General features: G+C 58.5%; 12 protein-coding genes. 8 read left to right on the top strand and 4 right to left on the bottom strand.

All coding sequences use genetic code 11. The features are described 5' to 3' along the window. Positions 1-2 precede the first annotated feature (2 nt). Positions 3-1,919 (top strand): ATP-binding cassette domain-containing protein, encoded by a 1,917-nt coding sequence (locus ACP7A2_RS18275; protein WP_426135341.1) that lies wholly within the window; start codon positions 3-5, stop codon positions 1,917-1,919. A gap of 183 nt (positions 1,920-2,102) precedes the next feature. On the opposite strand, the gene ACP7A2_RS18280 is transcribed toward ACP7A2_RS18275, so the two are convergent. Next, positions 2,103-2,543 (bottom strand): universal stress protein, encoded by a 441-nt coding sequence (locus ACP7A2_RS18280; RefSeq protein ID WP_314563561.1) that lies wholly within the window; start codon positions 2,541-2,543, stop codon positions 2,103-2,105. A 105-nt stretch (positions 2,544-2,648) separates the two neighbouring features. Here ACP7A2_RS18280 and ACP7A2_RS18285 point away from each other — a divergent pair, with 105 nt between their 5' ends. Continuing rightward, on the top strand, positions 2,649-3,086 hold the full coding sequence (locus ACP7A2_RS18285) for a hypothetical protein (protein WP_426135342.1): 438 nt from the start codon (positions 2,649-2,651) through the stop codon (positions 3,084-3,086). 113 nt (positions 3,087-3,199) lie between these two features. Here the strand turns inward: ACP7A2_RS18285 and ACP7A2_RS18290 are convergent, their stop codons facing one another. Further along, a complete protein-coding gene (locus ACP7A2_RS18290) occupies positions 3,200-3,565 on the bottom strand; it encodes a hypothetical protein (protein ID WP_426135343.1) in 366 nt (121 codons plus the stop codon). Positions 3,566-3,582: 17 nt separating this feature from the next. Here ACP7A2_RS18290 and fadB point away from each other — a divergent pair, with 17 nt between their 5' ends. From fadB to ACP7A2_RS18320, 6 genes are all read left to right on the top strand, one after another. Then, positions 3,583-5,730: a fatty acid oxidation complex subunit alpha FadB gene (fadB, locus tag ACP7A2_RS18295; RefSeq protein ID WP_375067758.1), complete on the top strand. Its 2,148-nt coding sequence runs from the start codon at positions 3,583-3,585 to the stop codon at positions 5,728-5,730. Positions 5,731-5,759: 29 nt separating this feature from the next. Then, on the top strand, positions 5,760-6,935 hold the full coding sequence (gene fadA / locus ACP7A2_RS18300; RefSeq protein WP_024074080.1) for an acetyl-CoA C-acyltransferase FadA: 1,176 nt from the start codon (positions 5,760-5,762) through the stop codon (positions 6,933-6,935). 97 nt (positions 6,936-7,032) lie between these two features. Further along, positions 7,033-7,269, top strand: coding sequence for a DUF1653 domain-containing protein (locus tag ACP7A2_RS18305; RefSeq protein WP_200430536.1), 237 nt, complete (start codon positions 7,033-7,035; stop codon positions 7,267-7,269). 114 nt (positions 7,270-7,383) lie between these two features. Then, a complete protein-coding gene (topA, locus tag ACP7A2_RS18310) occupies positions 7,384-10,005 on the top strand; it encodes a type I DNA topoisomerase (RefSeq protein WP_426135344.1) in 2,622 nt (873 codons plus the stop codon). 127 nt (positions 10,006-10,132) lie between these two features. Beyond that, entirely contained in the window at positions 10,133-10,654 is a 522-nt protein-coding gene (locus tag ACP7A2_RS18315; protein WP_426135345.1) for a DUF6586 family protein, read from the top strand. Positions 10,655-10,894: 240 nt separating this feature from the next. Beyond that, on the top strand, positions 10,895-11,128 hold the full coding sequence (locus ACP7A2_RS18320) for a hypothetical protein (RefSeq protein WP_078827895.1): 234 nt from the start codon (positions 10,895-10,897) through the stop codon (positions 11,126-11,128). Between the two features lie 300 nt (positions 11,129-11,428). Here the strand turns inward: ACP7A2_RS18320 and sulA are convergent, their stop codons facing one another. After that, positions 11,429-11,902, bottom strand: a complete 474-nt coding sequence (sulA, locus tag ACP7A2_RS18325) for an SOS-induced cell division inhibitor SulA (protein WP_426135346.1) — start codon at positions 11,900-11,902, stop codon at positions 11,429-11,431. Positions 11,903-11,912: 10 nt separating this feature from the next. Continuing rightward, entirely contained in the window at positions 11,913-12,521 is a 609-nt protein-coding gene (gene lexA / locus ACP7A2_RS18330) for a transcriptional repressor LexA (RefSeq protein WP_003172575.1), read from the bottom strand. Between the last annotated feature and the right edge of the window lie 73 nt (positions 12,522-12,594).

Consider the following 12,594-nt stretch of genomic DNA (forward strand, 5'->3'; position numbering starts at 1 on the left):
GTATGACCCTGCTCAAATTCAGCGATGTGTCCCTTGCTTTCGGCGCTATGCCGTTGTTGGACAAGGTGTCCTGGCAGATCGCCCGTGGTGAGCGGGTGTGCATCATCGGCCGCAACGGCACCGGCAAGTCCAGCATGATGAAGCTGGTAAAAGGCGACCAGAAGCCCGATGACGGCTCTGTTTGGCGCGCCCCAGGCCTCAAGATCGGCGAATTGCCGCAAGAATTGCCGGTGGCCGACGGACGGACAGTGTTCGACGTGGTTGCCGAAGGCCTGGACGGTGTTGGCGCATTGCTCGCCGAATACCACCACCTGGCCCAGAACTGTGTCACCGAAGACGACCTGAACAAGCTGATGCACGTTCAGCAAGACCTCGAAGCCCGTGATGGCTGGCGGTTGCAGCAACTGGTCGACAGCACATTGAGCCGCCTGCAACTGCCGCCAGACAAGACCCTCGCCGAATTGTCCGGCGGCTGGCGTCGTCGCGTGCTGCTGGCTCAGGCGTTGGTGTCCGAGCCGGACCTGCTGCTGCTCGACGAACCAACCAACCACCTGGACATCGGCGCAATCGCCTGGCTTGAAGAAGCCATCAAGGATTTCCAGGGCGCCGTGCTGTTTATCACGCACGACCGGGCCTTCCTGCAAAGCCTGGCAACACGCATCCTCGAGCTGGACCGTGGCGGCCTGATCGACTGGAACGGCGACTACGCCAGCTTCCTGGTGCACAAAGAGGCCTCGCTGGCCGCTGAAGAAACCGCCAACGCCCTGTTCGACAAAAAGCTGGCCCAGGAAGAAGTCTGGATCCGCCAGGGCATCAAGGCGCGTCGCACCCGTAACGAAGGCCGTGTACGCGCACTCAAAGCCCTGCGCGTTGAGCGTGGCGAGCGTCGCGAGCGCACCGGCAAGGCGAATATCCAGCTGGATACCGCCGACAAGTCGGGCAAACAAGTGATGGTGCTCGAGAACGTGAGCTTCCATCACCCGGGCGGCCCGTTCCTGATCAAGGACTTCTCGATGGTCCTGACGCGCGGCGACCGTATCGGCCTGCTTGGCGCCAACGGTACCGGCAAGACCACCTTGCTCAAGCTGATGCTTAACGGCCTTCAGCCGACCAACGGCAAGGTAGAAGAAGGCACCAAGATCGACGTGGCTTACTTCGACCAGTTGCGTCACCAGTTGGACCTGGAAAAAACCGTGATCGACAACGTTGCCGAAGGTCGCGACTTTATCGATATCGACGGTCAGAGCCGCCACGTGCTGAGCTACCTGGGCGACTTCCTGTTCAGCCCGCAACGTGCCCGTACGCCGGTGAAAGCCTTGTCCGGTGGTGAGCGCGCGCGTCTGTTGCTGGCTAAATTGTTCAGCAAACCGGCCAACCTGCTGGTACTCGATGAACCGACCAATGACCTCGACGTTGAAACCCTGGAATTGCTCGAAGAAGTGTTGCTGACTTTCAACGGCACCGTGCTGATGGTCAGTCACGACCGGGAATTCCTCGACAACGTGGTGACCAGCACCCTGGTTTTCGAAGGCGAAGGCAAGGTGCGCGAATACGTCGGTGGTTATCAGGACTGGCTGCGTCAGGGCGGCTCGCCGCGCCTGCTGGGCGTGACCGAGAGCAAGTCCGGCAAAGCCGACTTGACCTCGGCAGTGGTGACGCCTGCGGCGGCTGCACCGGCTCAGGACGCTGCCCCTGGCGCCAAGAAAAAACTCAGCTACAAGCTGCAGCGCGAGCTGGAAGCCTTGCCGGGTGATATCGAGGCCAAGGAAAAGCAGATCGCTGCGGTAGAAGCGGAAATGGCTGACGCGGGTTTCTACCTGCGCCCGGCGGCCGAGACTGCCAAGGTCATCGCTTCCCTGGAGACCTTGAACCAGGAGCTGGAAGTGTTGGTTGAGCGTTGGGCCGAGCTGGATGCCTGATTGATTCCAGTGCATTAAAAAACCCGGTGTTCACTTAGGTGAGCACCGGGTTTTTTATATGAAATACAGTTAGAAATGTGGGAGCTGGCTTGCCTGCGATAGCAGTCTGTCAGTTCATACATCTGGCGACTGATACAGCGCTATCGCAGGCAAGCCAGCTCCCACATTTGATTTTCGGTGTTCTTAGGAACTCTTCACCAGTCTTACCGCCAGCACATCGCATGGCGCGCCGTGCAGTACATCATTGGCAGTAGAACCCAGCAACAACGCCAGACCGTGACGACCATGGCTGCCCACCACGATCAAGTCGCACGCCTTTTCCTTGGCCAAGTGATGGATTTCCTGGCGCGGTTGGCCGTATGTCAGGTGGCAGTCTTCCTTTTTCAGGTGCGGGTATTTGAGAATCAAACGGTCCAGGCGCTCCTTGGCCTGGTCAAATTGTTGTTGCTGCAACTGGGAAAGGTCCATCGGTACGTCACCGCCAAAGGCCATGGCCATGGGCTCGACGATATGCACCAGAGACAGTATGGCGCCATTGGCCAGTGCAGATTCCTGCGCGCGCTTGATCACCGGATCGCACTCTTCGGTCAGATCGACAGCGACCAGAATATGGTTGTAGGGCATGAGGCGTTCCTCCAGGGGACTGCAATAAATTCAGTATGGCTGCTTTCAAGCGGATGGGGTTGCGTCAGATCAAATCCGCTCATCTAGAAATTCGGGAGTACACATATGACGGTCTGGATAGTGGTGTCAATCCTTCTGGTGGTTCTGAGCCCTCTGGCATGGCTGCGTCCTTCACGCCACCAGAGCGGGCGCATGGCCCTGCGCATGGAGGCGCGCCGCATCGGCCTGGCGATGCAACTCTCGCCCCAGGAGTGGCCGCACTGGCTCAGCCAAGAGCCACCAAGCCCCTGCGCGCAGTACTGTCGGCCACGGCGTGGCAGTACGCCGGCCATCTGGAGTTACTGGCAGAAGGCGCCTGGGGTATGGGTCAATCAGTGGCGCGAGGCATGCACGGATGAAAAGTTGTTGCCGCATTTTGCGACGCTGCCGGCCAACGTCTACAAAGTCGAAGCCGACAAGCAAATGATCGCCTTGTATTGGGGCGAGAAGGGCGATGCGAATGTGTTGAAGGCTATTGATGCGCTGCTCAAGGCCCTGGCCTGAGACCGCTGACGTGAACATCGGGCATTAAAAAGCCCGACATCATCATCGGGCTGGAGTTGGCCAGGCAGGCCGGTAAATCTGTGGTTGCCGCGTCGGATGTTCATCCAGGCGCGTTACGGTTGTTGCCAGCCTAGCGGCATATCCGGTTCTGTACAGTTTTTTCCCATAACTTTTCTGTTATTGATTTCGTGAATATTTGAATATTGACGGGGCGTGAGGCTATGGTTGAAGTTCCTAAAATGACTGGAAAGTCGCGTTTTTCCTCGCCTTTCGAGCGATTGACAATTGCCCGGAATTGGATGAAGGTGGCGTACCCAAATCAAACGGGCGTATGAATTGAGCGTTTGTCTGTCAGACGACTCATACATAACCCCGACTATCGCATTGGCGGGTGTGCCTGGCGGATTGGCTTGAGCATTGACGAAATAATCAATGTCAGACCAGAGGCCAGCGTCCAGTGTGTACTGTTCAGCTTCCATATCGTGGAGATCAGTTGATGATTTACGAAGGTAAAGCCATCACGGTTAAGGCTCTTGAAAGTGGCATCGTCGAATTGAAATTCGACCTCAAGGGTGAGTCCGTCAACAAGTTCAACCGTCTAACCCTGAATGAATTGCGTCAGGCCGTAGACACCATCAAAGCAGATGCCTCGGTCAAGGGCGTGATCGTCTCCAGCGGCAAGGACGTGTTTATCGTCGGCGCTGACATCACCGAATTCGTCGAAAACTTCAAGCTGCCCGATGCCGAGCTCGTGGCTGGCAACCTCGAAGCCAACAAGATTTTCAGTGATTTCGAAGACCTTAATGTACCCACCGTTGCCGCGATCAATGGCATCGCGCTGGGCGGCGGCCTCGAAATGTGCCTGGCGGCAGACTTCCGTGTGATGTCGGCCACTGCCAAAATCGGCCTGCCTGAAGTCAAGCTGGGCATCTACCCTGGCTTTGGCGGCACCGTACGCTTGCCGCGCCTGATCGGTGCCGACAATGCCATCGAGTGGATTGCCGCTGGCAAGGAAAACACCGCTGAAGACGCGCTGAAAGTCGGCGCCGTTGATGCTGTGGTTGCGCCGGACAAACTGGCCGAAGCTGCACTGAACCTGATCAAAGGCGCCATCAACGGCGAATTTGACTACAAGGCCAAGCGTCAGCCGAAGCTGGAAAAGCTCAAGCTCAACGCCATCGAACAAATGATGTCGTTCGAAACCGCCAAAGGTTTTGTGGCGGGCCAGGCCGGCCCGAACTACCCGGCGCCGGTTGAAGCGATCAAGACCATCCAGAAGGCCGCGAACTTCGGTCGCGACAAAGCCCTGGAAGTGGAAGCTGCCGGTTTCGTCAAACTGGCGAAAACCTCGGCTGCACAAAGCCTGATCGGCTTGTTCCTGAACGATCAGGAGCTGAAGAAAAAGGCCAAGGCCTACGACGAAATCGCCAAAGACGTGAAACAGGCTGCCGTACTCGGCGCCGGTATCATGGGCGGCGGTATCGCCTATCAGTCGGCGTCCAAAGGCACGCCGATCCTGATGAAAGACATCAACGAGCACGGCATTGAGCAAGGCCTGGCAGAAGCCGCCAAGCTGCTGGTCGGCCGCGTTGATAAAGGTCGCATGACCCCTGCGAAGATGGCTGAAGTGCTTAACGGCATTCGTCCTACGCTGTCCTACGGCGATTTCGGTCACGTCGACCTGGTGGTCGAAGCCGTTGTCGAGAACCCGAAGGTCAAGCAGGCCGTACTGGCTGAAGTGGAAGCCCAGGTTAAAGACGACACGATTCTGGCGTCGAACACCTCGACCATTTCCATCAGCTTGCTGGCCAAAGCTCTCAAGCGTCCGGAAAACTTCGTCGGCATGCACTTCTTCAACCCGGTGCACATGATGCCGCTGGTGGAAGTCATCCGTGGCGAGAAGTCCAGCGAGCTGGCTGTTGCCACCACCGTTGCCTACGCCAAGAAAATGGGCAAGAACCCGATCGTGGTCAATGACTGCCCGGGCTTTTTGGTCAACCGCGTGCTGTTCCCTTACTTCGGCGGTTTCGCCAAGCTGGTCAGTGCCGGTGTGGACTTCGTGCGCATCGACAAGGTCATGGAAAAATTCGGCTGGCCAATGGGCCCGGCGTACCTGATGGACGTGGTCGGCATCGACACTGGTCACCACGGTCGCGACGTCATGGCTGAAGGCTTCCCGGACCGTATGAAAGACGACCGCCGCTCGGCGATCGACGCGTTGTACGAGGCCAAGCGCCTGGGCCAGAAGAACGGCAAGGGCTTCTACGCCTACGAGGCCGACAAGAAGGGCAAGCAGAAGAAAGTGGCCGACCCGTCGGTTCACGAAGTGCTGGCTCCGGTCATCTACGAGCAGCGTGAGGTGTCCGACGAGGACATCATCAACTGGATGATGATCGCCCTGTGCCTGGAAACCGTGCGTTGCCTGGAAGACGGCATCGTTGAAACCGCCGCCGAAGCCGATATGGGCCTGGTGTACGGTATTGGTTTCCCTCCATTCCGTGGTGGTGCACTGCGTTACATCGATTCCATCGGTGTGGCCGAGTTCGTTGCCCTGGCTGACAAATACGCTGATTTGGGCCCGCTGTACCACCCGACCGAAAAACTGCGCGAGATGGCCAAAAACGGCCAGCGTTTCTTCGGTTAAGCGCCCAGACGACTAGAGCGAGAATATTTATGAGCTTGAATCCAAGAGACGTGGTGATTGTCGACTTCGGTCGCACGCCAATGGGCCGCTCCAAGGGCGGCATGCACCGCAACACCCGCGCTGAAGACATGTCGGCGCACCTGATCAGCAAGCTGCTGGAGCGCAACGTCAAGGTTGACCCGAACGAGGTCGAAGACGTGATCTGGGGCTGCGTTAACCAGACCCTGGAGCAGGGCTGGAACATTGCGCGCATGGCGTCGTTGATGACTCAGATCCCGCACACGGCAGCCGGCCAAACCGTCAGCCGCCTGTGTGGCTCCTCGATGAGCGCGCTGCACACTGCCGCCCAGGCGATCATGACCGGTAACGGTGATGTGTTCGTGGTGGGTGGCGTGGAGCACATGGGCCACGTCAGCATGATGCACGGCGTCGACCCTAACCCGCACATGTCGCTGTACGCGGCGAAAGCCTCGGGCATGATGGGCCTGACCGCGGAAATGCTCGGCAAAATGCACGGCATTACCCGCGAAGCCCAGGACGCGTTCGGCCTGCGCTCCCACCAGTTGGCCCACAAGGCAACCGTGGAAGGCAAGTTCAAGGATGAGATCATCCCGATGAACGGCTACGACGAGAACGGTTTCCTGAAACTGTTCGACTACGACGAGACCATTCGTCCGGACACCACCCTGGAAAGCCTGGCGGCCCTCAAGCCTGCCTTCAATCCAAAGGGCGGCACCGTGACAGCCGGCACTTCGTCGCAGATCACTGACGGTGCTTCGTGCATGATCGTGATGTCGGCGCAGCGTGCCCAGGACCTGGGTATCCAGCCGCTGGCCGTGATTCGTTCGATGGCCGTGGCGGGTGTGGACCCGGCAATCATGGGCTATGGTCCAGTACCGGCCACACAAAAAGCCTTGAAGCGCGCGGGCCTCACCATCTCCGATATCGACTTCTTCGAGCTCAACGAAGCTTTCGCCGCACAGGCCTTGCCAGTGTTGAAAGATTTGAAAGTTCTCGACAAGATGAACGAGAAGGTTAACCTGCACGGCGGTGCGATTGCCCTGGGCCACCCATTCGGTTGCTCCGGTGCGCGTATCTCCGGCACTTTGCTTAACGTGATGAAGCAAAATGGCGGCAACCTTGGGGTTGCAACCATGTGCATTGGTCTCGGCCAAGGCATTTCCACCGTCTTCGAACGCGTTTAAGCGTTACGTTGACGGAAGCCGGGGCCCAGTGCCCCGGTTTTTGTTTTTTGGATTTTTTAATATTTTTTTTCAAGACATTTTGTAAGAGGGCCAGAGCATGAAAGTCGAACCAGGGCTCTACCAACATTATAAAGGTCCGCAGTACCGTGTTTTTAATGTGGCGCGGCACTCCGAGACCGAAGAAGAAGTGGTGTTTTACCAAGCACTGTATGGCGATTACGGCTTTTGGGTGCGCCCCTTGAGCATGTTCCTGGAGAGCGTCGAAGTTGACGGCGAGCAGGTCCCGCGCTTTGCTTTGGTCCAGGTCGAACCCAGTCTTTTTTCAGGGCAATAACGGCGGGCTGCGCAGAATGCTGCGCTTGACCTCACCTTGTTGCCACTATATATAGCGTTGCCGCGACAGGCGCCAACTGCCTCTCACTTCTCGAATTCAGGAATTTTCCGATCCATGGGCAAATCGCTGGTCATTGTGGAATCCCCGGCTAAGGCCAAGACCATCAACAAGTACTTGGGCAACGAGTACGTGGTGAAGTCGAGTATCGGCCATATCCGAGACCTGCCCACCAGCGGTTCGGCTAGCGCCAGCAAGGAGCCTGCCGCCAAGCGCGGCAAGGCGGCTGCGGGCGAAGGTCCGGTGCTCACCCCTAAAGAGAAAGCGCGCAAGCAGCTGGTCTCACGTATGGGTGTGGACCCGGATCATGGCTGGAAGGCCAAGTACGAAATCCTTCCAGGCAAGGAAAAGGTCATCGAAGAGCTGCGCCGGCTCGCCAAGGATGCCGACACCATCTATCTCGCGACGGACTTGGACCGCGAAGGGGAAGCCATTGCCTGGCACCTGCGCGAAGCCATCGGCGGTGATGACAGCCGCTACAAGCGTGTGGTGTTCAACGAAATCACCAAAAAAGCCATCCAGGAAGCCTTCTCCAAGCCGGGCGAGCTGGACATCGACCGTGTTAACGCTCAGCAGGCCCGTCGTTTCCTCGACCGCGTCGTGGGTTACATGGTCTCGCCACTGCTGTGGGCGAAGATCGCCCGTGGCTTGTCCGCCGGCCGTGTGCAATCGGTTGCGGTAAAGCTGGTGGTGGAGCGTGAGCGCGAAATCCGTGCGTTCAACCCCGAAGAATACTGGGAAGTTCACGCTGACCTCGGCACCGCCAAGGGCGCCAACGTGCGCTTTGAAGTGGCCCGCGAGAAAGGCGAGGCTTTCAAACCGCTGAATGAAGCCCAGGCTATGGCCGCGCTGGAGAAGCTCAAGTCTTCCAGCTACAGCATCGTCAAGCGTGAAGACAAACCGACCAGCAGCAAACCGTCGGCGCCGTTCATCACCTCCACCCTGCAACAGGCTGCAAGTAACCGCCTGGGCTTCGGTGTGAAGAAGACCATGATGATGGCCCAGCGTTTGTATGAAGCCGGCTACATCACCTATATGCGAACCGACTCCACCAACCTGTCGCAAGACGCGGTGGCGATGGCGCGTACTTACATTGAAAGCGAGTTCGGCAAGAAGTACCTGCCGGAGAAGCCGAACGTCTACAGCAGCAAGGAAGGCGCTCAGGAGGCTCACGAAGCGATTCGTCCTTCCGACGCCAACACCGAGCCAAGCAAGCTGAGTGGCATGGAGCGCGACGCTGAGCGCCTCTACGAGCTGATCTGGCGCCAGTTCCTGGCCTGCCAGATGCTGCCGGCGCAATACCTGTCGACTACGGTGAGCGTAGCGGCTTCGGACTTCGAGCTGCGCGCCAAGGGCCGTATCCTCAAGTTCGACGGCTATACCCGTGTGATGCCGCAAATCGCCAAGCCAGGCGATGACGATGTGCTGCCGGACATGGCCCAGGGCGACGTGTTGAAGCTGATCAAGCTCGACCCGTCCCAGCACTTCACCAAGCCACCGGCGCGTTACTCGGAAGCCAGCCTGGTAAAAGAGATGGAAAAACGCGGTATCGGTCGTCCTTCGACCTATGCGGCGATCATCTCGACCATTCAGGACCGTGGCTACGTCGCGCTGCATAACCGTCGTTTCTACTCGGAAAAGATGGGCGACATCGTGACCGAGCGCCTGTCCGAGAGCTTCTCCAACCTGATGGACTACGGCTTCACCGCCGGCATGGAAGAGAACCTCGATGACGTGGCCCAGGGCGAGCGCGACTGGAAAAACGTGCTGGACGAGTTCTACGGCGACTTCAAGAAAAAACTCGAAGTGGCTGAAAGCCCTGACACCGGCATGCGTGCCAACCAGCCGGTAATGACCGACATCCCGTGCCTGACCTGTGGCCGGCCGATGCAGATTCGTACCGCGTCCACTGGTGTGTTCCTCGGTTGCTCGGGTTACAGCCTTCCGCCGAAAGAGCGCTGCAAGGCCACCGTGAACCTGGTGCCGGGCGATGAAATCGCGGCGGATGACGAGGGTGAATCCGAGTCTCTGGTCCTGCGTGGCAAGCACCGCTGCCCGATCTGCAGCACTGCGATGGACGCCTACCTGCTGGACGAAAAGCACAAGTTGCACATCTGCGGTAACAACCCGGATTGCAACGGCTACGAGATCGAAGAGGGCACCTACCGCATCAAGGGCTACGAAGGCCCGAGCCTGGAATGCGACAAGTGCGGCAGCGAGATGCAGCTCAAGACCGGCCGTTTCGGCAAGTTCTTCGGTTGCACCAATCCGACCTGCAAAAACACTCGCAAGCTGCTGAAAAGCGGTGACGCGGCGCCGCCGAAGATGGACCCGGTGAAGATGCCTGAGCTTAAGTGCGAGAAGGTCAACGACACTTACATCCTGCGTGACGGTGCTTCGGGCCTGTTCCTGGCCGCCAGCCAGTTCCCGAAAAACCGCGAGACCCGTGCACCGCTGGTGCTGGAGATCGTGCCGCACAAGGACGAGATCGATCCGAAATACCACTTCCTGTGCGAAGCGCCGAAAAAAGACCCGGACGGTCGCCCGGCTGTGATCCGCTACAGCCGCAAGACCAAGGAGCAGTACGTGCAGACCGAAGTGGACGGCAAGCCTACCGGTTGGAAAGCCTTCTTCGACGGTGGCAAGTGGAAGGTCGAGGACAAGCGTCAGGGCGCTTGATCGAAATACCTGCCCGATACAAAGGCCGCCTGCATAGGCGGCCTTTTTTTGCGCTTGCAGGCGTCTCGGCTGATCCGTGACACTGTTAAGCCAGCATTACGCCTCTTTCGTTGTGGAGACTGCCGTTATGGCCAACGAACTCTATACCCGTACCAATCAGAAAATTTACTTCGCGGGTTTGTCCCTGGAAGCCCTTGGCCGCGCCGAGGAAGGGAAAGAGATGAATGCCATCGCGCTGGTCCAGGCGGGTCGTGAGGCGGCGTTGTTCCACCTGTACGGCGCCTTGCTGGGCCTGTGCCATGAAATCGCCGGGTTCTACCGCTTGCCCCAGGCCGGTTTGCCGCGCGCAGAAATGATCATGACCCGCGAAGTGCTGGAGACCATGGCCATTCCGGAGCTCGCCGAATTGATTGAAATGGCCCAAAGCCCTGACAGCTGGATAGCGCGTTTGCTCAAGGCGCACGCCGACATGTTCCAGCCGCCGCGCATTCCCCACGTACCCAAGGGCGACGTGACACAGCCGCTGATCGTGGCGGTGGCGATTGAGGAAGACGAGCCCAAACCGCTGAGCCGGCAAGAGCTGGAAAGCTGGCGCCAGGCGCTGAAAAAGCTGGCTCTGCGCTTTCGTGAAGGCTTGAACGAGTGCTGAGCAGAAGGCGTTGAGCTGCGGCATCGAGCAACTGTGGGAGCTGGCTTGCCTGCGATTGCGGTAGGCCAGCTTGCAGTTTGGTTGCTGATACACCGCTATCGCAGGCAAGCCAGCTCCCACTTTGAAAGTGGTATTGCGCAGAGCACCATTCATCAAGCCGTAAAGAAACCTGCTCAGATCCTCAGCGAGGCCGGGTGGATGACTGATATAATCCCGGCCTTTCGTGGAGAACAGACTTTTATGCCAACGTCCTTTCTGGAAATTGTTGAACTGCCTGACGGCCGAATAGAGCTGCGCCGGGCTGAGGACGAGGGTTCTCTGGTTATTCTGGATTTTTCCGAGGACGCCAAAGCGTTCCTGCAAGGCCAGCACGTTGAAGTGGCTAAAGCCATGTTGAGCGTGGGTGTGCAGATGGCGGGCCGCCTGGCGGAAGGCGAGCCGGAAAAAGACGATGGATCGCGGGTGCTTCACTAAGCCGGTTTAGTGGGCTGGATTGCTATGGCAAGCTGGCTGGCTGAAGCAGATCGGCCAGGTTTGGACAATCGGTTTGGTCTGTTAGGCGGATTTACTGTGGCGAGCGGGCTTGCCCCGCGTTGGCCTGCGAAGCGGCCCTGAAGAGTTGAATTCGGTAGATCAGGTACTCCACGGTGTCTGATTTTGGGGCTGTTTCACAGCCCAACGCGGGGCAAGCCCGCTCGCCACACAAGTCCGCTTCTTACACAAGACTGCTCTAGCAAAAGCCCTTCACTTCAGGGCTGGTCTGTAGCTCATCTTTCATCCCAATCGAATATTCAAGCTCTGTGCATCGCCCGTGCGCGCGGCGCTGATCAGCTGTTGCTTGGCGGTCGCATTCAGTGGGTTCAACCAACTCACGACCGTATGGCTACGGCCCAGGCGCAACGCTTCGCAGGTCAACTGCTGAGCGCTTTGCGTACCGCGCGGTTGCAGCAGCAGAATACGCTCGCGGTTGAGACCGGCGTCCCGCAGCCAGGCCTGAGTCAGGCTGGCGGGCGGGGCGATCAGCGTCAGCCAGCGAGCGTCCTTCTCCTCACTCAATTCGCGCAGCATGGGCGCCAGCAGGCTCAGGCAATTCCCGGCAGCACCGCGCAACGACAGTTCACTGAACGCCTCAGGTTCGGCGCTCCAGGGCGCTTCGACCGTTTCCTTGAGGATGGGCGAAAGCGGTTGGGCCATAAAAGCCTCAAACAGCGACAATTGTGCCTGTTGCGGGGTGTGCATGAACTGCATGGTGCCTCCTTTAGCGGCGAATGACGCCGACGCTCAAGCCTTCGATCACCAGGTCCTGATCTTTCAGGTTCACTTCAATCGGGGCGAACTCAGGGTTCTCGGCCAGGAGCCAGACCTTGCTGCCTTCGCGCTTGAAGCGTTTGACGGTGACTTCATCGCCAATACGGGCGACGACGATCTGGCCATTACGGGCTTCACGTGTGGTGTGAACGGCCAGTAAGTCGCCGTCGAAAATGCCCACGTCCTTCATGCTCATGCCGTGGACCCGCAACAGGTAGTCGGCACGTGGATGAAAGAAAGTCGGGTTGATGTTGCAGGATTCCTCGACGTGCTGCTGCGCCAGGATCGGCGCACCGGCAGCGACTCGGCCGATAATCGGCAAGGTCGATTCGTCGGCCTTGGCTTCGAAGCCAGGGATGCGAATACCGCGTGAGGCACCCGGGGTCATCTCGATCGCGCCTTTGCGGGCGAGGGCTTTCAGGTGTTCTTCGGCGGCGTTCGGGGACTTGAACCCCAGTTCCAGCGCAATTTCCGCTCGTGTCGGCGGGTAGCCGTTGTCATCGAGGCAGCGCTTGATAAAAGCCAGAATCTCAGCTTGGCGTGGCGTCAGTTTTAGCATGTTGATCGCTCTGTCTTTTTATACAGTGACTGGGATTATATACAGTGAACTGCGCTTGGCAATCATCCTTTTT

It is taken from the genome of Pseudomonas sp. PWP3-1b2, assembly GCF_049896045.1.
Classification (GTDB): Bacteria; Pseudomonadota; Gammaproteobacteria; order Pseudomonadales; family Pseudomonadaceae; genus Aquipseudomonas; species Aquipseudomonas antarctica_B.